17 protein-coding genes and 1 pseudogene are annotated in these 22,676 nt (G+C 61.9%); 17 read left to right on the forward strand and 1 reads right to left on the reverse strand.

What is annotated here, in order from left to right; genetic code table 11:
• Nucleotides 1-7 precede the first annotated feature (7 nt).
• The 13 genes and pseudogenes from VFG17_RS16470 (at nucleotide 8) to VFG17_RS16530 (ending at nucleotide 19,192) form a co-directional block, all read left to right on the forward strand.
• The gene (locus tag VFG17_RS16470; protein ID WP_325030440.1) at nucleotides 8-1,201 is read left to right on the forward strand and encodes an AAA family ATPase; all 1,194 of its coding nucleotides are present in this window, start codon (nucleotides 8-10) and stop codon (nucleotides 1,199-1,201) included.
• A 7-nt stretch (nucleotides 1,202-1,208) separates the two neighbouring features.
• Nucleotides 1,209-2,582: a CpaF family protein gene (locus VFG17_RS16475; RefSeq protein ID WP_325030441.1), complete on the forward strand. Its 1,374-nt coding sequence runs from the start codon at nucleotides 1,209-1,211 to the stop codon at nucleotides 2,580-2,582.
• 1 nt (nucleotide 2,583) lies between these two features.
• Nucleotides 2,584-3,585: a type II secretion system F family protein gene (locus VFG17_RS16480; protein ID WP_325030442.1), complete on the forward strand. Its 1,002-nt coding sequence runs from the start codon at nucleotides 2,584-2,586 to the stop codon at nucleotides 3,583-3,585.
• Between the two features lies 1 nt (nucleotide 3,586).
• Nucleotides 3,587-4,567 (forward strand): type II secretion system F family protein, encoded by a 981-nt coding sequence (locus VFG17_RS16485; RefSeq protein ID WP_325030443.1) that lies wholly within the window; start codon nucleotides 3,587-3,589, stop codon nucleotides 4,565-4,567.
• 1 nt (nucleotide 4,568) lies between these two features.
• Nucleotides 4,569-5,483: a tetratricopeptide repeat protein gene (locus VFG17_RS16490; RefSeq protein ID WP_325030444.1), complete on the forward strand. Its 915-nt coding sequence runs from the start codon at nucleotides 4,569-4,571 to the stop codon at nucleotides 5,481-5,483.
• A gap of 12 nt (nucleotides 5,484-5,495) precedes the next feature.
• Nucleotides 5,496-6,371, forward strand: coding sequence for a tetratricopeptide repeat protein (locus VFG17_RS16495; RefSeq protein WP_325030445.1), 876 nt, complete (start codon nucleotides 5,496-5,498; stop codon nucleotides 6,369-6,371).
• Complete coding sequence (locus tag VFG17_RS16500) at nucleotides 6,364-6,852, forward strand: A24 family peptidase (protein ID WP_325030446.1); 489 nt, start codon at nucleotides 6,364-6,366, stop codon at nucleotides 6,850-6,852. Before VFG17_RS16495 ends, VFG17_RS16500 begins: the two co-directional genes overlap by 8 nt.
• 873 nt (nucleotides 6,853-7,725) lie before the next feature.
• Nucleotides 7,726-8,261 (forward strand): annotated as a pseudogene (locus VFG17_RS16505) (IS5 family transposase); the annotation flags it as partial.
• Between the two features lie 338 nt (nucleotides 8,262-8,599).
• The gene (locus VFG17_RS16510; RefSeq protein WP_325030447.1) at nucleotides 8,600-8,902 is read left to right on the forward strand and encodes a DUF1153 domain-containing protein; all 303 of its coding nucleotides are present in this window, start codon (nucleotides 8,600-8,602) and stop codon (nucleotides 8,900-8,902) included.
• Nucleotides 8,903-9,165: 263 nt separating this feature from the next.
• Entirely contained in the window at nucleotides 9,166-9,360 is a 195-nt protein-coding gene (locus VFG17_RS16515; RefSeq protein WP_325030448.1) for a hypothetical protein, read from the forward strand.
• A 392-nt stretch (nucleotides 9,361-9,752) separates the two neighbouring features.
• Nucleotides 9,753-13,781 (forward strand): hypothetical protein, encoded by a 4,029-nt coding sequence (locus VFG17_RS16520; protein ID WP_325030449.1) that lies wholly within the window; start codon nucleotides 9,753-9,755, stop codon nucleotides 13,779-13,781.
• Between the two features lie 13 nt (nucleotides 13,782-13,794).
• Complete coding sequence (locus VFG17_RS16525) at nucleotides 13,795-18,498, forward strand: hypothetical protein (protein ID WP_325030450.1); 4,704 nt, start codon at nucleotides 13,795-13,797, stop codon at nucleotides 18,496-18,498.
• A 319-nt stretch (nucleotides 18,499-18,817) separates the two neighbouring features.
• The gene (locus tag VFG17_RS16530) at nucleotides 18,818-19,192 is read left to right on the forward strand and encodes a glycine zipper 2TM domain-containing protein (protein WP_325030451.1); all 375 of its coding nucleotides are present in this window, start codon (nucleotides 18,818-18,820) and stop codon (nucleotides 19,190-19,192) included.
• Nucleotides 19,193-19,276: 84 nt separating this feature from the next.
• On the opposite strand, the gene VFG17_RS21620 is transcribed toward VFG17_RS16530, so the two are convergent.
• A complete protein-coding gene (locus tag VFG17_RS21620; RefSeq protein WP_414712963.1) occupies nucleotides 19,277-19,444 on the reverse strand; it encodes a DUF1153 domain-containing protein in 168 nt (55 codons plus the stop codon).
• Between the two features lie 159 nt (nucleotides 19,445-19,603).
• Between VFG17_RS21620 and VFG17_RS16535 the strand changes: the two genes are divergently transcribed.
• The 4 genes from VFG17_RS16535 to VFG17_RS16550 are packed head-to-tail and all read left to right on the forward strand — an operon-like array spanning nucleotide 19,604 to nucleotide 22,287.
• Nucleotides 19,604-20,203, forward strand: a complete 600-nt coding sequence (locus VFG17_RS16535) for a hypothetical protein (protein ID WP_325030452.1) — start codon at nucleotides 19,604-19,606, stop codon at nucleotides 20,201-20,203.
• Nucleotides 20,194-20,802, forward strand: a complete 609-nt coding sequence (locus tag VFG17_RS16540; protein ID WP_325030453.1) for a hypothetical protein — start codon at nucleotides 20,194-20,196, stop codon at nucleotides 20,800-20,802. Before VFG17_RS16535 ends, VFG17_RS16540 begins: the two co-directional genes overlap by 10 nt.
• Nucleotides 20,772-21,434, forward strand: coding sequence for a hypothetical protein (locus VFG17_RS16545; protein WP_325030454.1), 663 nt, complete (start codon nucleotides 20,772-20,774; stop codon nucleotides 21,432-21,434). Before VFG17_RS16540 ends, VFG17_RS16545 begins: the two co-directional genes overlap by 31 nt.
• 13 nt (nucleotides 21,435-21,447) lie before the next feature.
• Complete coding sequence (locus tag VFG17_RS16550; protein WP_325030455.1) at nucleotides 21,448-22,287, forward strand: hypothetical protein; 840 nt, start codon at nucleotides 21,448-21,450, stop codon at nucleotides 22,285-22,287.
• Nucleotides 22,288-22,676 lie beyond the last annotated feature (389 nt).

The raw sequence follows: 22,676 nt of genomic DNA on the forward strand, positions 1-22,676 counted from the left end.
CGAAATCATGGGCAAGAACGAAATCATCGGCTCTCCTGAACGAGATGGATCCCTGCAATTGGACTGTAAAGTCAAGCTTTTCATATCCGAGAACGAGTTCGCACGGTCGAGCTTGTCGCGCGGCGACTATTCCAGCGAAACCTTCAATCTGGTGCATGTCGCGGCAGGCGAGCCGCTATCAACCGCGCTGGTCGATGACGCCGAGCTGGTTGTGGTCGAGCTTGATGGCAGCGACCCGCGCTCAATGCAGCGGCTCACGACACTGAGGGCGCAGCGTCCCTCGCTTCCGTTGATCGTCGCAATGCAGGGCGCCGACCTTGCCACGACGCGGGCGTTGATCCGCCAGGGTGTAGACGATGTGATTGCTCTCCCGCTTGACCGCTGCGAATTTTCGGATGCGGTCACCGGCATCCTTGCGACCGCCGGGGGCACCCTTCCCAAGGCGGAGCGGCTGGCACCGGTCGTCGCGGTGGCACAGAGCGTCGGCGGGATCGGCGCGACAACGGTTGCGACCCATCTTGCCTATCATCTGGGCGAAAACGGTGGTGCGCATGGAACCTGCCTGATCGACCTCGATCTCCAGTTCGGCAACGCCGCCACCTACCTCGGCGCCAATCCTACACTCACGATGGACGATTTACTTACAGCGGGCCGGCGCGTCGACGGTCAATTGCTTCGCACAGTGGCAGCTACCTGCGGCGAAGGAGTGGCGGTCATCGCGGCGCCCGAACGCATCTCGCCACTGGAAGCGGTGGACACCGATCAGTTGCTCCGCATTCTCGAGGTTGCGCGCCAGGAATATGACCACGTCGTTCTCGACCTTCCCGGCAATTGGGCCAATTGGACACTTTCGGCAATAGACAAGGCCGACATCATTCTGCTCGTCGTCGATTTGTCGGTGGGAAGCTTGCGCCAAGCGCGGCGGCGGCTGACATTGTTCGAAGAAACCGGAATTGATCCGTCGCGGTTGCGAATTGTTGCCAATCGCGTCGAACGGCGGCTGTTTCGGACGATCAGCGTTCGCGACGCCGCCGAGACGCTCCGTTATCCTGTCATGGCCACGATCAACAACGACTATCCGGTCGTACAATCGGCTCATGACCAGGGCGTGCTGTTAAGCAGCATTGCTCGACGTAACCGGGTTGCCGCCGATCTCGTCGCGCTGGCCGCCAGTATCGCTGAACAATTGCACAAGGACTGATCTGGAAATGTGGCAGGTTCAGAAACAGAAAGGCTCTCAGAGCGGCGAAGCCGAAGCCGCTCGTCCGACAACCCAAGTGCCGCGCGGACAGGTGGATCACGACCGCCATGCGGCGCTTCTGTCATTGAAGGTTCAGGTCCATCGCGAACTCCTCGATGAAATCAATCTCGCGCAGCTTGAAAAGATGTCGCGCGCACAGGTCGAAACCGAAGCGGGCGACCTCATCGCCGACATTCTTAGTCGCCACCAGCTCGCGCTCAACGCAAGCGAGCGACGCGCGATGGTGGGGGATGTCCTTGACGAGCTGTTGGGATTGGGGCCGCTCGAACCGCTTTTGCAGGACGAGACGATCACCGATATCCTGGTCAACGGGCACGATATCGTCTTTGTAGAGCGTCGCGGCCTGCTTCAGCGGGCCGAAACGCGCTTCAAAGATGAAAAGCATCTTTTCCGCATCATCCAGAAAATTGCGAGCGCGGTTGGGCGACGCATCGACGAGTCATCGCCTTTCGTCGATGCACGGCTCGCCGACGGGTCGCGTGTCAACGCGGTCGTACCGCCGCTGGCGATCGACGGATCGCTGCTCTCGATCCGCAAATTTGCCCGAATTCCGATCGACATGGCCAAGCTCGTGGATTTCGGAAGCGTGCCGTCTGCCGTGGCCGAGGTGCTGGAAGGCATCGTCAAAGCGCGGCGAAACATATTGATTTCGGGCGGCACCGGCTCGGGCAAGACAACCCTTCTCAATGCCATATCCTCATTCATCGACGAGCGCGAACGCATCGTGACGATTGAAGATTCTGCCGAACTGCAACTGCAGCAGGAGCATGTCGCCCGCCTCGAGACACGCCCTTCCAATATTGAAGGCAAAGGCGAGATCACCCAGCGCGACCTTGTCAAGAACGCGCTGCGCATGCGCCCGGACCGGATTATCGTCGGCGAAGTGCGCGCCGGTGAAGCGTTCGACATGCTGCAGGCGATGAACACCGGTCACGACGGATCGATGACGACCGTCCATGCCAATACCGCGCGCGATGCGCTGTCGCGTGTCGAACAGATGATCGGCATGAGCGGAATCGACATGCCTGCGCGCGCGGCGCGAGCGCAGATCGCATCGGCGATAAACGTCGTGGTGCAGATCGGGCGACTTTCGGACGGCCGGCGCCGCCTGCTCAGCCTGTCGGAAATCACGGGGATGGAGGGTGACGTCGTCACGATGCAGGATATTTTCCGGTTCCGGATGACCGGACGCGATGCCAACAATATGGTGATGGGCCATTTCGAGGCGACGGGCATCAGACCGAAATTTCTGGAAACGCTGTCTTCGCACGGGATCGAGCTGTCGCCCGAACTTTTCCGGCCCGACCGGCGGATCGACTGACATGAGCGACACCGTCCTCCGCTTCCTTACGATGCTGGCGCTTTTCGCGCTGGTGGTCTTACTTGCGCAAGCCGCGATCGGGTTTGCCGTCGAACGAAGCGGAAAAAGCCGGGCCGTGAACCAACGGCTTCGTCTCATCGAATCGGGGATCGATCGCCAAGTCGTCACGTCGATGCTGCGCAAGTCGCTGCCGCGGCGCCTGGAGGGCGCCCCACCGTGGTTGTCGACCCTCTTCCAGTCTTTCCGTCGCATGTTGAATGCCGCCAATATTGCCATGTCCGAACTTCAGGTGATCGGGCTCATGTTGATGGGCGCAGCCATGGTGACCTTCTTGGTTCTGGTCGCAGCGGGGCTTTCGGGCTACCCACTGACCCTGGGCGTTGTGCAGCTGGCAGTCGCGATCGGGATCGTCGTGGCGTGTCTGTTGCCGTGGATGCTCCTGACCCGCCTGGCTGATCGTCGGCGCCGCCGCATGGAGCAGCAGTTTCCAATCGCGCTCGACATCTTCGTGCGCGGGTTGCGGTCGGGTCACCCGATACCCTCAGCCCTGCAGCTTCTGACGGTCGAGATGGAAGACCCGATCGGCACCGAGTTCGGCGTCGTGACCGACGAAATCGCTTTTGGCCTCGACCTGCGCGAAGCCCTTGCGCGCATGGCGGAGCGCTGGGGGCTTCCCGACATGCACATGTTCGTTGTGTCGGTTTCGGTTCAGATGGAAACGGGGGGCAACCTCGCCGAGATTCTGGAAAATCTGAGCAAGGTTATCCGCGACAGGGCCAGCATGTTCATGAAGGTTCGTGCACTGAGTTCGGAAGGGCGCATGACCGCCGTCATCCTCACAGCGCTGCCGATCCTTGCCTTTGTCGGCTTGTTCCTCGCAAATCCGGTTTTCTATCTCGACGTCGCGACCGATCCGATCTTCTTCCTCGGATTTGGGGGGCTGATCCTTCTCTATCTGGTCGGATTCGTTTCGATCCGGCGCATGATCGACCTGAAGGTGTAATATGGTCGAAATTCTCGCATCATCTCCCTATTTGCGGCTGGGCTTCCTCGCCCTTCTTTTTGTGACTGTCTCGTCGCTCGTATATCTTGGCGTACGACTGCTGCTGAGCCGGCGCGCCGTTCTGGGCCGCCTCGAAACGCAGGCTGTCACCGACACTCCTCGCGACGAGACCGATCGCCTGAGGGCGGCCGATGTCCGTTCGGGAGCATGGGCAAAGCTTGCCGCAGGCATCGAACGAAGCGGCTTATCACTCGGCGACTCCAATCCGCAGGGGCTGCGCCGCCGTATGCTCGCGGCAGGATATCGGTCGCCGCACGCGCCAAAGATATACACGCTGCTGCGCCTTTTGCTTATCTTTGCCCTCCCCTCCGCGCTGGTCCTGCCGCAGCTTCTTTCCGAGACACCCGTCGACCTGTTCAAGCTTTACCTCCAAGGCGCAGGCCTTGCGTTGATGGGTCTTTTCATTCCCAGCCTGTTTCTGACCGCGAAGGCCGATCGCCGCCGGCAGGAGATCTTGGACGGGTTTCCCGACTGTCTCGACCTCATGCTGGTCTGCGTGGAGGCGGGGATGGGGCTTGAGGCCGCCCTCGACCGCGTTGGCCGCGAAATGACGCTTTCGCATCCGCTTGTTGCTGAACAGATTTCGCAGACAACGCTCGAACTGCGCGCTGGCGCGAGCCGCGAGGAAGCCCTGCGCGCTCTCGCAGATCGTACCGGTGTCGATGAAATCAGGGCCTTTGCAACTTTGCTGATCCAGTCGGACAAGCTTGGCTCGAGCATCGCGACCACCCTCCGGATCTATGCCGCCGAAATGCGCGAGAAGCGTCGCATGCGCGCCGAGGAGAAGGCTCACCGTCTTCCCGTGCTGCTCTCCATCCCGCTGGTGGCCTGCATGCTGCCGGTCATGATTGGCGTACTTATGTTGCCCGCTGTCATTCGCGTGATCCGTGATGTTGCGCCGGCACTTGCTGGAGGAAACTGATTTGACCCGCTTCCCACTTCGGGCAATCCTCTTGGGCACGCTGGCCGTCGCTGGATGTTCGCTCGGCCCTCGCTTCGAGGCGTCGCTCCCACAGGTCCGCGATGTTCCGGTCGTCGCGAACCTCGCACCAAGCCAAGCACTTGCTCGTGGACGCAGCTTTCTCGGCGCCCGTCAATATGGACTGGCGATCGAACTGTTCAAAAGCGCCAGACGCGATCCTGCATTGCGAACCGAAAGCCTCAATGGGCTTGCCGTCGCCTATGACGCGCTCGGGCGCCGCGATATCGCCGAACGCTATTTCGAAGAAGCGCTCGCATCGCAGCCCGCTGACGAACGAACGCGACGCAATCTTGCGCGGTTTTACGGAGCGACGGGCCAGCTGGACAAGAAGCGGGCTATTCTCTCGGATACAACCGTTATCGCCATGGCCGAGCCTCAAGCTCCCAGGTCGGACGCGCTCGAGCAGGCGGCGCAAAATAGCAATAGCGTTACAAGCGTGCAAAAGGCGATGGCGATCGAACGTCAGAGTCCGCTCGCTCCCCTTCTGTCGCCAATGGTGGTTAGAGCAGGTCTGCCGACCCAAAGCGCGCCGTCGGATCACGCGCGCGCTCGATCCTCCGAGACGAAAGACGTTCTCGAGTGTTTGCTCGATCGTGCCGCCAGTGCCGTCGACGCGCCTATCGGGATGCGGATGTTTCGGCTGAATATCGGCGAAGTATTTATCACAGCCGAACCGTCCGGCACCACCTGCCGGGCCGAAGCGGCAGAAAATGAGACACTGGCTGCACCCGACACCAGCAATGGCGAATATCTGGGCCGAGTTGCAGCTTATCTCGATCGCCTGAACCGGGAGGCGGCCGCCGATGAGATCGCGTTGCTTTGGGTTGCGACCTTCTGGCCGCAACGGGGGGCCTAAGGAACCAACGGCATGGGTTCCCGCCTTCTAAATTGCTTAATGGTAGCGCTTTTGTCCGTCGCCCCGGCATCAGGCGCATATGCCTCCTCGCCGGACGTTGCCGAACATGTGCCCGATAATCTGCTGCCATCAGGCGAGATATCCGGAACCGATCCCCTGCTTCTCGCAGACAGCGCATTACAAGGTCGGCGCTTCTTCGAGGCCGAAGCCTATCGCGCCCAGCTTGCCGCAGATCCGCGACCCGAAGCGATGCTACTGCGCGCCGAACTCGCCCTTCTATCCGGTAGCCCAGGCGAAGCTATCGCCTTGATTGATCGTCTAGGAGCAGATTCAACCTATGTTTGCCGCGCGGAAGCCGTCGCTACAACCGCCTTGCTGCAGCTTGGGCAGCCGGATTTGGCGAAAATAAGATCGGACGCCCTCGGCAATAGCTGTCGCGCCGACGCGTTCTACTGGCGTTCGAAGGGTCGAATTGCCTACGCCAGGAGCGACATCGACACGTCCGTCGCCGCCTTTCGAGAAGCTCTTGTCCTCCAGCCATCGGATCGAGGAACGGAAAACGACCTTGCCGTATCGCTCATCGCAGCGGGCGATGCCGAGCAGGCTTCTCGCCTCCTCGCCGCGTTGCTTCATCGCTCGCCTGACGCAACCGATGTATCGCTCAATCTCGATTTTGCGAATGCGATGCGCGGAATCGAGCCTGAGCGAAGACCACAAGAAGATGATGATATGTGGAGCCTCAGACTGCAGTTTGCCGGCCAAGGAGCGCGGCAAGCCAGCCGGCTGGACCTGGCCGAAGCGCTGTTGGCGCGGGCGATGATCAATCGCCCGCGCTACGATCATAACCTGTGGCAGCAATATGCGGAGGTCACCGGACGCGATGATTAACATCATTACCGCCTTCCAATTGCTCTTGACGCTGCTGCTGCTAGCGGCAGCAGCAACGGATATACGCCAACGTAGTATACCGAACATCATCCCCCTACTTATCGTCATCATCTTCGTCGTCGGCTGGATGGCAGGCTTTCCGTTTTCTGGTCTTTGGTGGGCGCATGGCTTTCACTTCTCAGCAGCACTGCTCGTCGGCATGCTTCTCTTTTATTTTGGATGGTTTGGCGGCGGCGATGCAAAGCTTTACGCAGCCTGCGCCTTATGGTTTTCTTTCAGCGACGCCATCTTGCTGTTGTTCGTCACAACCATCTCCGGCGCTATCATCGTGGTCGCGCGCATGCTTATCTTATTTGCAAGGTCGAGCGTTGCATCGAGCGGTCCGGCGAATGGCCTGCGGCAAAAGTCGTCATCGCGATCGATACCCTATGGAGTGGCAATCGCCGCAGGCGGCATCGTCTCCATCTTTTCTGTATATTAGGATCGGCTAACGTTTGAACATAGGCGGACCAGGGACAGGCGCATGAGGTGACCTGCGAACCCGTAGGGCAGCAGCGAAGCGGACGAGTGCGGCGGCGCGAATATTTTGAGCGAAGCGACCGCGAGGAGACTGCGCAGCCGGCGGGGAAATAGTCGCGCCTCCGCGTTTTGGGGCGCCGCGCCGGTCCAGGTCAATTCGCCCGTCGCCGGGAATGGTCCGGTGTCAAGGATGAAACGAGGAAGCACGGCGGCGCAGAACGGATCGCGAGAATTCGTAGCACCTACCGGACTCGCGATCCGCGCCCGTCGATCCACGACCGAGTTCAGTGCATGTACGGCGCACTGTCTCACTAGGGCCAGTTCAGGGCGGAACAGACCGCCAATCGCCGGTTAAGAAATGGGCGCGACGCTGTCGCAGATTGGCGCATCCTGAATTCCCGAACAAATTCCGGCTATGCAATCCGACACGACCAGATAGGACGGGCATACCTACTGCCGGAGTCGGGCCGTTTGCGACCCACGGCCCATTCTCCGGTGGCGAGGGACGAGGCATCTTCGATGTTTTTTCGTTGGGGCGGTGGGAGGGGGAGAGTCTGCACCGCCCCATATTTTCGACAAATTTGATAAACCCGCGAGCCGATGCCGCTTGCGGCGTCGGCTCGCGCGAACGAACGAAACAGCGCCGGTCGCAAAGACGGGCACGTAAATTTGCCGGCGCGAAATTGGGCGGGCGGCCGCATGGCGATCAAGGTCGATATAGGTAATTGAGCGGACCCGACACTTCGGGTCGACCGGGCTTGGCGATGGCAGCAGGCCCATATCTCAATGCCTATGCCGGTGAAGCGTCGTGGCGCAAGGACAATCGCCGCGTGTCTGGACGAAGTTGCTCGATGCCTTGGCTGGGGCGGGTGCGGTAACGAAGAGCACGGCGATCGATAGCACCTACATCAAAGCACAGCACTCGGCCTTCGGTGGAAAAGGGGGCACCAGACGCAGGCGATCGGCCGTTCGCGCGGCGGCTGGACAACCAAAATCCATGCCCTGACCGACGTTCTCGGCCGCCCCTATGCCCTTATGCTGACGGCGGGCAATGTCAGCGATGTGAAGGCGGCTCCGGCACTGCTCGAACGCGCCGGACCGATGCGCTACCTGCTCGGCGACAAAGGCTACGACGCAAACCGGCTGCGGAAGTCCTTGCGCGAGAACGGCACCAGCCCCGTCATTCCGGGGCGCCGCAACCGCAAGCGAGCCATCCGATACGATCAGCACCGCTACCGTAGCCGGCACCTCATCGAAAATGCCTTCTGCCGGATCAAAGACTTCCGCCGGATCGCCACACGCTACGACAAGCTCGCAGCCAACTTCCTCTCTGCAGTAGCGTTGGCCACAACCTTGGCCTTCTGGCTCTGAATGAGTCTCAGCCCTAGGTCAATGTGGAGCTGAATAGCCGTATCGTGCAATCGATATGACCCATGTCGATCATCGACTTGTGCGGCTGGTCTTGTAGTGCTTCGACTATACCAGCCAGTTTCGAACGCTTCGGTCGCCATCATTGCCTCCCGCGTAGTGCGATATCGGGATGAGAAACGCGCGGTTCGACAGAAGCTACCATTGGAGAGGCGAATTCCCTCGGCTCGTCGATAAAAAAGGAGGCCGGCAAGTCTTCGTTAACTCGATGCGGCGAGACTTGTTCCGTTGCAGAAGTGGGGGGCACAAAGCGGCGGGGAGCCGCACGACGGAGAGTCGATGTGCTCGAAAACCAGAAGATCCGTGTGGTGTCGGTTGCCGGCCCGCTCGGCGAGAAACTGACATTGGCCGATCTGCCGCCGCCCGAGACGACGCGGTGGGTCAGCCGACGCAAGGCGCAGGTTGTGGCTGCGGTCGATGGCGGATTGTTGACGCCGGCCGAGGCGTGCGACCGATATTGCATGGACCTGGAGGAACTGACGAACTGGCGGCGCCTGCTCGCGCGCGTCGGCATGCCTGGGCTGCGAACGACGCGCATTCAGCATTATCGCGAGGCGTTCCAGCCCGGAACGCTGCCTTCATAGCGTTGCACGCGGAATCGCCGCCAGCATGGCGCGTTGCGCCTTTCGATCATATTTGGTCACATGGCCAGTTGCCACGAATTGCCCCGTCATTTGGCGGGGCTTTTTAGAATGGCGCAGTGGCACTGGATACCTCGCCCCCCCCCCCCCGCGGGCGAGGTCGAAGGGCCCCGTCAAGGGGCGGGGCCCTTCATTTTTTCTCGAAAGAAAACAGCGTAACGCCTTTCACGCATACTCTGTTCTTTTCGGATCCGAATTCCGATGGCGTGATCGGTTATTACATGCTCGGCATGGGCGTTAACATCATGTGGCTGAAGGAAGAAGCCGGAGGCAGCGGCGCGGGCGGCGAACGAAGCTTCAATCGCGCGGCCACGCAGCGGTTACCCGAACTCGCCCGTCCAGCCATGTTTTCCCCTTTAATCAATAGGCTGAAATCGAGTCCCACCGCTGCGGCTAATTGAAATATCGGTTACATCGTTGATAACCAATATTGTTTGAACCCGATGCTGCCACAACCCGTCGCATGGCGCTTGCTTTTTTGTCACGCCCTCGACCTTTTTCCGGATCAGATAAAAACGGGCTCGCATTGCTTTCCGACGGTCTGGGAGGAGCGTGCCCGATGGCAAGAGATGTCAGCAAATCGCGTCGTACCGGAGCCGCATCGTCGCGGACACCTACCAACTCCATAAAGAAAAGGAGAAAGGCGGGACCTGCGGTTGCCAGGCCAGACTGGCTTGGCGAGCTCGAACTCGGTCCACTCTTTCCTTTTCCCTGGTTTCAGGACCATATCCGCAACCTTTTCGAGAGAGGTCGTCCCGGTCGCCCCGCGATCCGATCCGAAGATCTCGTCGCGTTGCGGATCGAGACGCGCAGCCTCGTCATCGTCCCCGGCCAGCCGCCGCGGCTGAAGAAATCGGGACGGGGATCTGCTTATCTGATCCTGCATTTCCCGCCGCAGTCGTTCGCGGAGGAGACATTTTTCGAACAGACTGCGGACCCCAGTCAGTCGGAAGAATTGCGGCCTCCGCCGGTCCGGGCCCGGATTGCCAATGAATCGCGCCTCGTGTTCACCGTGCCGAACGGGTTCGACATTGAATATTCGCTCGCCTCCGTGCTCGATGCGTGCCGTGACCTCCCCCTGAAGGTCGCAGCGAACGCAAAGCCGCGCGCCGCGAAACCGGGGCGGTTTCATTTCGAGGAATTGCTCGATATCGACCTTGTCCGAAAGCTTCCCGTCAAACGCCGTGCCGCGCTGGCGAGCGCTGCCGCGAGTACGCTGCGGATTGGTGCGGCGAGCGGTGACATTGCAACGGTCCGCGCGCGCCAACTGTCGATCGGTGCGGGCTTCTCGATGGAGGCGACGCTGCCGGGCGGTGTCATCGTCGATCCCGGTATCATCTTGCGGCCGGCCCGACCCGCCGCGCCAGGCGCGACGACCACGTCGATCGAAATGCCTTGGCGGCTGATCCTGTCGCCGCACAGCGGTGGGCGCTGGCGCCACACGAGCGACCTTGTGATCTCGCCGGCGACGCAGCGCACCGAGCTCTGGCATTCGCGGCTCGTCGTGCCGCGCGCCGACGGCACCGAGATCGAGCCGCCATATCCCGATCCCGGGCGGACGACGCGCGCGATCTGGGCGCTGTCGGGCGAGGGCGGCGAGGCGATGCAGCCCGCGATGCAGGGCAATTGGCCCGATAGCGACGCGCTGCCTTCGACCGCCAGTCAGAACCCTTTCCGTACAACGCTCAGCAATTTCGACCGCTACCAGATCCCGCATCTGTCATCGAACTTCGACGTCAAAGGCTATGTCCCCGAACCGCTCGATACCAATATGATGATGCTGACCGCGCTGGGCGGCTGGCTCGACTCGCGCGGCGCGTGGGATCCGCCGGGGCTGAGCGTCGAGGAGTGGGTGCACCGCGCGACAATGGGCCGCGACCATTATGTGCGCGTCGTCTATCGCGGCTATCTGTTTCCCTTTGGCCATCGCGTCGCGCTGATCAAGGTCAGCGAGCGCAAGTTCCACAATGGTAAGGCAACCGCCGAGCAGGCACCCGGCAACGTCGCCTATCTGCGCCAGCGCATGTTCATCGTCATCCGCGAGAAGGAGCGCAGCTATGACGAGGCCTCGTTCCTGAATGCTCAGTCGAGCGATGGCATCCGTCTTGCGCGCCAGTTTCCCTTCTCGCGCATCAAGCTGCTCACCGAAACCACGCCCGATATCGACATGCCCGAAAATTCGGACATCGATAACAACGGACAGCAGATGTTCTGGCCGCGGGTCGGCGGCAAGCCGTTCCGGTTCCAGTGTGCGGGGACCGATCTCGATGGCCGGCGGGTGCTCTTCGACCTGCCTATGATCTTCGTCGACAACACGCTGGCGGCGCCCCGAAAGCGGAACCCGACGACGAAGAAGCTCGATCCGAAATATGGTGTGGCGGAAAGCGCCGCTGTAGTCGCCGCCAGTGCGTACGGCGCGGCGGCGCCCGAATATAACAGCGCGCCGCTCGACTGGCAGCGCGTCGCCCTCGCGCCGAGCCTGAAATCGGGCGACACGTCGGTGCAGGTCGAGCTGATGGAGTTCGGCGGTTTTGCCGAAGCGGGCAACCAGAGCCTGCGCACCAACAGCGACCGGCTGACCCGGCCGATCTGGGTTCCGCGCATGGAGGAGGCGAGCGCGCGCATCGGCCCGATCGCGCATCTGTCGGGCAATCAGGGCGCACATCGGCTCGTCTTCAACCAGCAGTTCCTGCGCGCTGGCTTCGATCCCGCGCCGTCGGGCAACCGCGGCGAAGTGTTCGTCGATGTGATCGCCGGCACGGGGCCGAACCTCGATTTCTCGTCGCAGGGCGACAAGTCGGGCGGCTTCATGCAACCGAACCTGAAGCCCGCGGCGCTGTCGCGCCTCGCGGGGCCGGTGATGAGCGACCCCGCGCAATTCATTCAGGGCAAGATGCCCCCCGGCGCAGGCTTCCCGACATCGATTTCGGACCTGCCATTGCCGTTGCTGTTCGGCTGCATCCCGCTCGGTTCGATCATCGAGGCGGTAACCGACCTTACCGAAAGCCCGGACAAAGTGCCCAAGTTCGTCAGCGAGGCGAGCACCAAGGTCGAAAGCTTCGTCAACGGGCTCGTCCGCCTGTTCGAATTTATTAGCGCCATCGCTTCGCAGCCCGCGGGAATCGCGAACGCCGCGATGACCGCTTTCAAGGCGACGCTCGCCGATCTGGTCGCCCAGGCGCAAGCCTATGCCGCGGCCCAGGTCCAGCCGGTGGTCGCGGCCGCCGATACGGTGCGCGACCGCGTCGAGGATGTCGCTGGCAAGCTTGCCGCGCTGGCGGACAAACTGCTCGATGAGGCCGCAGGCAGTCCCGACCTCGCAAGTCTTCCTGCGAGCATCACCGCCGCGCGGGGCGCCGTGGCCGATTTGCGGACCGCGGCCAATGCCTCGCCGGGCGGTGTCTCGCTCCCGGCGGGCTTCCGCCAGAGCGCGCTCAACGCGGCGCAGAAGCTCGATGCGCTGCTCGCCGATCTCGAGCAGCTTCAGGCGCTCGTCACCGCGGGAAAGACGCTTTGGGACGCGCTCGACGGTATCGTCGGCGATCCCGGCGCGCTCTCTTCGCTGTTCGGCGATCCCACCGCGCTTCGTGCCAAGGTCGAGGCGCTGTCCGATGCGATCGGGCCGTTCCGCACCGCGCTGGAGAATTTCAACCTCCTCAGCGGCGCGCCGCGCAATGCGATCGTCGATGCGCTTGGTGTTGTCGAGGAGATATTGGACGGAGCCGAGGATCTGCTCCGTCTCGTCGAAATGCTCACCGGCGACGAACTGACGATCCGGTTCGACTGGAATCCGGAAATCAACAATTGGTCGCCGACGGGCAGCACGGCTGCCGCCGATGCGCTGTTCCGTGCCAACGACAAGCGCGGCCTGCTCGTCGCGGTAGTCGCCAAGGTCAAGAAGAACGGATCGTCGAGCCCGTCGATCAGCGTGACCTGCGGGCTCAAGCATTTCGATCTCGTGCTCATCGCGCCCGCAAGTTTCATCGAGCTCAATTTCGAGAAGATCGAATTTTCGATCGACAGCGCGGCGAAGATGGATGTCGATGTGCTGCTGTCCGACATCAAGTTCGTCGGGCCGCTGAGCTTCGTCGAGACATTACGCGACCTGATCCCGCTCGACGGCTTTTCGGACCCACCCTACCTCGACATCACCCCGCAGGGGATCGATGCCGGGTTCGATATTTCGCTGCCGTCGATTACCTGCGGTGTCCTCAATATTTCCAACGTCAGCCTCGGGGCCGGCTTCACGGTGCCGTTCATCGGTCAGCCGCTCAGCGTGCGCTTCAATTTCTGTCGCCGCGACCAGCCCTTCCTGCTGACCGTCTATATCTTCGGCGGCGGGGGCTTCTTCGGCGTGACGATTGATCCGGGCGGCGTCCAGATCCTCGAAGCTTCGTTCGAATTCGGCGCGGCCTTTTCGATCGACTTCGGGGTCGCGTCGGGCGGCGTGCATGTCATGGCTGGCATCTATTATCGCATGGAAGGCAACGATGCATCGCTTACCGGCTATTTCCGGCTTGGCGGCCATGTCGATGTGCTGGGGCTGATTACGGCGTCGATCGAGCTTTATCTCGAGCTCCGATACGAATTCAGTTCGGGCAAATGCGTCGGCAAGGCCGAACTGACGATCGAAATATCGGTCTTCATCTTCTCGGGCAGCGTGACGATCACCTGCGAACGCAAGTTCGCGGGATCGAACGGCGACCCGACCTTGCGACAGATGCTGGGCCATGCGCCCGACCTGCCGCTCGCGCAGGAGCTCCAGCAGATCGGCGAAAACGTCGAATATGCGTGGCGCGACCATCTCGAAGCTTTCGCCTGAAGGGGATTGGATCATGGCCAAGTCGCAGATCGTCTGGACCATCTTGCCCTATGGCGCGACCGCTGCGCCGGGCGAGCGCGGCACGCGCCGGCGCGTCAGCGTCGTCGTTTCGCCCCGACTGACCCCGGAAAGCGCCGACGAGCAGATCCTCGCTAAATTCCCCGCCTTCATGAAATGGCCCGATGTGATGAGCAGCGCCAAATTCTCGGTGATCAGCGGCGGCAAGCAGATCGGGCTCGAACTGATTTCGAAGGTCGACCCCGATCTCTGGCGCGAATTCTTCACGGACGAGACGCCCGTCGCGGGCTTCCAGTACATGGACATGAGCGCGGTCAACCTGCGCAGCTATTCGGTGCGCAACATGCTTGGCTATGTGAAGCGCCACTATGGCAAACTCGCCGTGCAGGCCGCTTCGAACCATCCGAGCCTGTTACCCTGGCGTGAGGCGCATCCCGACCTCAAGAAGATGCTCGGCGATGCGGGCACGCGCACGACGGTTATTCCCTTCGGGCGCGACAAGGTCGAGGTGGCGCTGCCCGGCTTTGGCCGCTTCTTCGACGAGAGTTTCGAGGCGGTCATCGACCGGCAGGTGTTCGGGCCGAAGGGTCTTTATCGCGGCGAGGTGCCCGGACCCGCAGCCAAGGACGAGGGCGGTCCCGCCTCAGCGGGCCGGAAAACGCGCCGTGCGATGAACCCCGACTGGTATAACCCGCGTCCGGGCGGGCCGGGCAGTCCGCTCGTTGCGCAGGCCGATGCGGCACTGATGGACCAGTTCCGCTCGGCGGATGAGTATACTCTCTATCAGGCCGACCGCTTCTATCGCCGCGAGCGCCCGAGCGACGCCGAAAGGCGGATGCGCCGTCCGACGTTCGAGAATGTTGCGCCGGCGCCCACTGTCCCCGACTATGATTTCCACCGCATCGTCGCCTCGCTCGCCAATTACCCCGACCTGCTGCGGCGCCTTGGCCTGATCCTCGATTTCGTGTTCGAGGACGAAAGCTGGCTCGAAGAGCGCATCGCCGCCGCGCCCGGCGGGTCGGCCGAAGGACGGCTACAATTGCATATCGACTGGCGCGAAGATCCGGGCGTGAGCGATGTGACACCGCATACCGCCTTCGCAGCCGACAAGGAGCGTTTCGTCGCGCGGCCGCGCGGTGAAGATAATGAGCGCGGGCTTCTGCGCCTCCAATATTCGGACGACAGCCACCGCGAGTCCAAAGGTCTGTTCGATATCTATCAGGTCGACCCCGACGGGGCAGCGCTCAAAACCGTGAACTTCACGCTGACGGCCCAAAACCTCGTAACCCGGCATCTTAGCCTGCGCCAGAAGCACGGCGAGGTGACCTATACGACCGGGGATCGTCAGGGCGTCGCTGCGCTGCGCAGCGGCGGACTCGGCATCTCGCGCCATGGCCGCGCCGTGGATGTCGCGACAGCGGCGGCCGCGGCGACGGCGAAGAATGACGCCATCGCCAACGGATCGGGAAGCGATATCACCCTCTTCGCCGAGGATGTGCATCGCGGCTATCGGGTCGATGTCGCGCCGGTTCCCGATTTCAACGAGGCGGGGCCTTGGCACACGCTCTGCGCCCGGGTCGGCGAATATCGCGTCGTAAACAGCGGCGCCTCGATCGATCTGTCGCCCGACGAGGGCTATGTCTCGGGAGCATCGACGACCTCGGGCGGCCCCGACAGCGACCGGCCCGACGACCATTATCTGCATGAATCGATGTTCCGCTGGTCGGGATGGAGCCTGTGCGCGCCGCGCCCGGGTCTTGCAATCAAGGCCGAGAAGGTCGAGGGGAGCGAGATCCAGGCTGAGGTACCGAGCGCGGGCGGCGAGGTGGCCGAGAAGGGAAGCGGCCTGGTCGCGACCTTCAAGACGCAGAAGGGCACGCTGCCGCGGCTGCGTTTCGGACAACTCTACCGGTTCCGTGCGCGCATCGTCGACCTTGCGGGCAACAGTCTGGCGGTTGACGATCCCACGCTCGGCAAGCTCGAACAGGCGAGCAATGCGGTCGGCTATTGGCGCTTCGAACCCATCGACCCGCCGGTGGTCGTGCATCGCACACGCGTGTCCGAGGGGGAATCGCTCGAACGGATGGTCATCCGCTCCAACTATAACGCCTCTGCCAAGGACTATCTCGCGACCCAGCCGTTCAAGGACGCCATCGCGCTGCCGGCGTCGCAGGACTTTGGCTATGGCGCGGTCAACGAGCGGCATCTCGTGCCGCCAAAATCCTCGCAGCAGCAATGCGAGACGCATGGCCTGTTCGACCCCTGGTTCGGCGATTGGGAGAAGATCAAAGAGGGATATGCGATCGCCGCGCGCGAAGCCGGCACGCTTTATGACGCTTTACCCGGTGCCGAGGTGGAACTCGTCACACCCGCCATCCTTGATGGCGTTGCCACCACCGACAGCGTCCCGCCCGCGATGCCCGACGCGACCAACCCGGTCGGCGACCGGCTCGCCGGCGGCCAATATGTCATTCACGCCGAAAAGCAGGTCGCGACGCCTTGGCTTCCCGACGGCGCGGCGGGCGGGACGGCGATCCGTCCGGCGCCTGGCCATATGCTGCCGGGTGTGACCGGAGAGAAGCAACTCGGGCCTTCGTGTGTCATTCGCATGACCCCGTCGGAGCAGTTCGTCATCCTGATCCGCAACGGCGAGAAATGGCCTGACAGCACCGGCTTCCGGCTGATCCTCGCCGAACGCGAGGCGGCGATCACCTCGCTGCCCTGCGCCGAGGAGTTTCCCGACGACGGCCCGCCGCTATGGGACGAGGCGGCGCGCACGCTGACCTTTTTCGTGCCCAAGGGGCGCGTCGTGCGCCTCGTTTATGCGAGCTTTGCAGACCCCGATTTCATCAAGGACTTCGGCATCCCGCAATGGACCGATGCCGGTGCGAACCGCAATTTCGTCTATCGCACTGCCATGCTCGGAGCGAACTGGCTGATCACGCCGTTCCGCGATCTGGTAATGGTCCATGCGACGCAGGCACCGGTGTGCGAGCCGGAGTTCGCCCTGATGACGCCGAACCGCCAGGCAGGATCGCACGACGTCCAGCTCTTCACTCGCGGCATACGGCTACATGGCCCCTCGACCGGCAAGTTCGAGATTGAGGCGGAGTGGAGTGAGTGGGTCGACGATCTCGCCAAGCCAGGTCCCGAACGCATTCTCCACAAAGGCCAACTCGGCGAGATCAAGCTTGCCGAAAATCACCGCAACGAATTCACGCTGCAACAGGCCGTGGCCGCGCAGATGATCGACCCGGAGGCGCAGCGCGGTGACGTTCATGCGCTCGGCGACACGCGGTTTCGCTTGATCCGCTATCGTATCCGCGCGACGACGCGCTTCCGCGAGTATCTGCCCCCGGCGGTCTATGCTGAGCGCGATGCGGTAACCCGGCTGGGGCCGGTGGCGGTGGGGCGGGCAATGGCGCTGCCGCCGGAGGATGACGCGGGGGCGCCGGTGCTCCCCGATGATGCGGGAAGCGACCAGCAGTCCTTCGTCCCGGCGAGCGCGGCGCCCCGCGATCCACGCGTCCTCTATGTCGTGCCGACCTTCCAATGGCAGGCCGCAAGCAACAACAATGCCAATAATCGCAGCGTGACACGCGATGGCAACGGCTTGCGCGTATGGCTCGACCGGCCCTGGTTCTCGTCGGGCGACGGCGAATTGCTCGGCGTGGTGATCTTCAAGGATGGCGGACGCTTCACCGACATACCGAAGGAGTTTCAACCGCTCGTCACCCAATGGGGCGTCGATCCCTTCTGGGACAGCAGCCTGCCCAAGACGCTGACCCGGGTCAGCGATTTTCCGGCACGCGTGACGTCGGAAGAGGCCCATTTGCAGGAGAAATCAGGTCAGGGCGACCCGTTCGTTGAAGTGGTCGGCCACCGCGTCCATTGGGACGCGGAACGCGGCCTCTGGTATTGCGATATCGAGATCGAACCCGGCACGACCTATACGCCCTTAGTCCGCCTGGCGCTAGTGCGCTACCAGCCCAATGCCCTGCCCGACGCGAAAATATCGAAAGTGGTTCTAGCCGATTTCGCGCAATTGTTGCCCCGGCGGCGCGCCGAGGTGAAATTTTCGGGAACGCGGGTCTTCGCGTCGCTGCGCGGCCCCAATCCGCGGTCGGGCCCGATGCTGTTTCCGGTCGATAGCGAGTATCAGGACATCTCGATCATTCCGGGGCCGCACGAAACCGGCCGCAACCGCGTCGAGCTGGTGCTCCAGACCCGCGACCCCGCGATCGACAGCGACCTTGCATGGGAGGATAGCAGCATTCTTGCCAGCCACGTCGTCGGGGCCGAGACGAGCGCATCATCGGCTGGTATCCTGCTCGAACCGGTCGACCTCGCTACCACCGCGCGCGAACGGGCCGTCATCCGGAACCGCATGGTAAAGGCTGTGCGAGAGGCTGCGGTAAAAAGCTTCGAAACCCGCTCCGGCGCAACAGTCCGACTTGATCCTTCGATCGAACTCAAGCGCATCCCGGGAATCGAGATTCCGACCTTTGAACTCGATCCGCCCTTCTGGGAGGCGACGGTGACGCTTGGCCCTCCGGGCGACCGGCCGCGCCGCTTGATGCTTCGTGAGTTCGAGCGCTTCTATTCCGATCATATTAAGCCCGAGCAGAAAGCCGGCGCAACGCGTCAGCGGCGCATTATCGAAGAAAGGCTAGTGTTCGCCGACATTATTGCGATCTGAAGCCGAAAAAAGGGGGACTGCTCGGGGCGTGGTTCCCTTCGTGTGGCTGCCTCTTGCGAATAGCGACTTTGATCAGCTCCGACATCAATGTGATGGCGGGAAAGGCGTGAATAACGATTTTGCGGGGCGCATTCTGGTATAATATGCTCCTCAAGATTGAGGGACGTCCGCTCTTAACCGAACCCGAAAAGAGCGACTTGCCTTCAAGCGGTCAGACGGTACCAAAGTGCTCTGACTTAGTATGCCCATTGCTGAATTATTCGTTCAGCGATCGTTCGGACTTGCGGCTTAATCTGGCTCCACACGTAGGAGAATTGCCATGAAGAAGCTTCTTGCTGCTGCGGTTCTTGCCGCTGTCGCAATCCCGAGCGCGCCGGCTCTGGCGGACCCGCCGCCTTGGGCGCCCGCGCACGGCAAACGCGCGAAGGACCGGGGTTTGTATGACAGCTACGGCCGCTATTACGAGCCGCGCCGACTCTCGCGCGGCGACCGCATCTGGCGCGCTGACGATGGTCGCTACCATTGTCGCCGTGATAATGGCACCACCGGCCTTATCATCGGCGGTGCTGTCGGGGCCCTTGTTGGCCGTGAACTCGATGGCGGGCGCGACCGCACGGTCGGCACGATCATCGGCGCGGCAGGCGGAGCCCTGCTCGGGCGAGCAATCGACCGCGGCGAACTGAAATGTCGCTGATATGAAGGACGGCGCGAGAGGGACCAGTCTGCTCGCGCCGTCTAATGACACCGCACGCTGTGGGGATGCGCGCGATGAAAAAATCTATCCGATCATCTGACCGCGCATGTGTCGTCCCTTTGTGACGCGGAGTCCCGGTATTCCTGCGCGGTCGAGAACGTGTCGCCAAGATCCTAGTTTTTTTCCGCTAAGGCGGTATCTCGCGCGAGCGTCTGCGAGCTCAATCAGCCCGCCATCAATCGCGGCCAGCAATTAAGCTTTGCGGGGCATGACGTAACCCCCTGATTTTCTCCAACTGTAATTAGAGCAAAGAAGGACCGCAGGCTGGCCCTGCGAGAAGGATGAAAAACATCTGACGCCGGGTCTGCCGAGAGCCCCGGCACCTGGGCTCGTTCGACACGAGTAATTCCAATGACGATGATATATCCGCCGAGTAGCGCAATCGATCTCATGATCGAGCCGCGCCCGACCATGCTGGGGTGCCTAATCAAGGGCAGTGTCCCGCTGCCGACCGCGACGCGAACCGACATCAAGCTCATGCGCTACCTGGCGTCGCTGATGCACAGCCGCGCGAGTCGCGATGTGCTGAACATGACTGGCTTGCTTGCTGACAGCCTGTACATTGAGACGGTCAACGTCATCGTGCGGGCAACCGCTTGCGCTTCGCCGCTGTTCCTCAGCGAGATGGAGGCCGAAGCGATCGCAACCCGGCATCCGGTCGTTTTGTTGCGGCATTCGCAGAGCCAATCGGTCAGTGACGTCTCGATCGACCTCGTTCTTCCCGACGATAGCGATCTTCTTTGGTTTCAGGGCTATCGGCTTTTCCGCGGCCTCTCGGGCGACAGTTGGCTCGTGCCCTCCGGTGACGGTCCCTCGGTCCGATTGTTGCCTCACGGACTGTTTCTGACCGAGCATTCGCCCTACGCCGACGACTGGGACCAGACCGCCGGCATCGAGCGGGCGAGCGCGCATCTCGACGCGCACTTCCGCGGAGGCTGGTCATGGCGATGAAAAAGCTACCTGCGATCGACGGCCTCGATTTTGTCCCGGTCGAAGGAGGCAGCGACCCCAACCTTGTTTTCGGTGTGGTCCGGCGGCGGATAGGTAGCGGTCCACTCCAGACCTCTCCCCATTCCGTACACCGACGCCTTTCGCCCGGGCGCAAGGCCGACGTCGCGGCGCCGTGGGAGCCGTCCTGTTATCGCTGGGACGTCCTGCTTCCGCCGATGGCGCACGACGACTGCCTCGATCCGAAGCGCCTGTGCGAGCAATATGAAGAACAGGCCTTCGAAGGGCAGAAGGATTTGCTCGTCATGATGACGATCCGCTTTCCGGATGCAGACCGGATTCATGCCATTTGGGAAGAGGTGCGTGCTTTCGCTCGCGAACGGCTTTGCCGCGAGCGAAATCTCGCCGTTATCGCCGCCTTCCACCTACCGGTCCAGATCGGCTCGACCAACCCGCCGCATGTCCACCTGATGGCGCTCGCCAGAGAGCTCAAATCGTACGGCTTTGCGGACTTTGTCCGGCCGTTTGCGGCAGATGCGGGTAAGGCGATGTTCGCTACCGAGTGGGCCGAATGGCAGGCACGGCAAGGACGCAGCGCCTGACGCTGTTGGCCTGCCGCCCGGCCACCTTCGGCGCCGAGAACAAACCCGAAAGAAGACCGCTCAGCTGCAGCTGGAGCGAAGAGAAGAAAGCAGCCGCTGTCCAGCCAGCGCTGCCAATGAATGGATCATATATGCCAAAATACCCCAACGCGATCGATCGAGCCGAAGAAATGGAAACGCTGAGGGCCGCGCTCGCTATCGTCCGGACCGCCGGGCTCGAACTCGACGAGAAAGTGCCAATCCTGCCCGTCAAATGCGCTCACTATCTGATCGCGGCCGATGCCGATCTGCTGATCGTTCCGGCCAGTGCCTCGACTGCCAAATATTATCAAGCCGTCGAGGACATCATGGGCCTTTCTCGCTGCGACGCGCTGATGGTCTATGTCGCGCGGCCGGGAACTGGATCGAACCGGGTCGTCGTCAACATCGGGATCCACGGGTTCGTGCCCTTATGGCATCGCGAATATCGCCCATGCCTGATCGAAGGTGTTCTCCATTTCGTACCCGATCAGGATGCGAGCAAACCCGCATTCAAGCTGACCAGGCGCGGGCTGACGCAAGCGGCCGATTTCGACGCGACGAACCCTGATTTTGCCTCGCCCACGAAGAGCGGTGCGGCATCGAAAATATGAAAAGGACAACGTGATGCTGGTGGCGACCATCGAGATCTGGCCTGGGGGTCATGAAGAAGGGAAATACAAGCTTGGTGAAATCACGGCCTCGGATATCTCGGACGGCAATGACTCTGCTTATCTGGTCCGTGTTCAATTCGACGGCTACGAGCCGGAAGGCTTGGCCGCAGTCAATGAAGAAATTCTGCTTTGGGACCACGACAGCAGTGTCGGCGCCATGTCGCTCATCCGGCAGGCGCTGGCCGTTGGGTTGCTTTTGCCCGACCCGACTTCCCGCGAATCCGAAGCTGGGCCTGATCAACCTCGCCGGACGCGCGAGACGATGGGCAAGGCTTCCGGTTCCTCGCGCTCTGAACCCGCCGCCAAGGCTGCTCCTACATTGTTTGCGCCGGAGAACCGGCGCCGGCTGAGCGGATCTGGCCTGCGAACCTTCGTTGCGATCGCCAATCTTTGGGGCCTGACCGAGGAACAGCGCCGGCTGATCCTCGGTTATCCGGCTCGATCGACTTATCGAGGCTGGATCAAGACAGCTTGCGAGTATCGGAGCATCACGCTGAGCGTCGATGTCCTCATACGGATTTCAGCAATGCTCGGGATTTATGCTGGCCTCAAGATCCTGTTTGCCGACGAGGAGGAAGGTTTCGTTTGGCTTCATCAGACACATGATGACCGAGCTTTCGGAGGAGCGGCGCCCATCGATCTCATCACCTCCGGGTTTCAAGATGCGCTGCTGACCGTGCGTCGCTTCTTCGAAGCTGCTCGCGGCGGGCTCTACATGTCCCCGTCATCGGACGAGCGCGATTGGCCGCCCTATGACGATAGCGAGATCAAATTCGTCGATAGGGAAGAGTGAGCGGCGCATCCGCAAAGCCGCCCCACGTCCCCTCGCTCATCATGCTGAATCGCGGCGAAGCTTCCGGGCCATTCGTTCGTGCCTGATCGCTGCCTCGCGAAGTCGGACCGCCAGAAACGAATCGTCGGTCGCGCTCGCTTTCAGGCGGGCGACGCGAGCTAGCTGTTCGTAATAAATGGCATCGCGTTCAGCCTCCATATCCAGCCCGATATCATCGTTAGGTCAACAAATGACTAAGTAGCGTGGGCGGTCAACTCATCGAAGACATATGACGATTCGTATGACAAAGATCCCGCCGAACCGTCGAAAGACAGCATATACGTCTCTGCGCAAGATCGCCGAGAGGCTGGGTGTTCCTTTTATCGTTCGTCCACCGGAAAAATTGTCGA

It is taken from the genome of Sphingopyxis sp. (assembly GCF_035686825.1).
Lineage (GTDB): Bacteria > Pseudomonadota > Alphaproteobacteria > Sphingomonadales > Sphingomonadaceae > Sphingopyxis.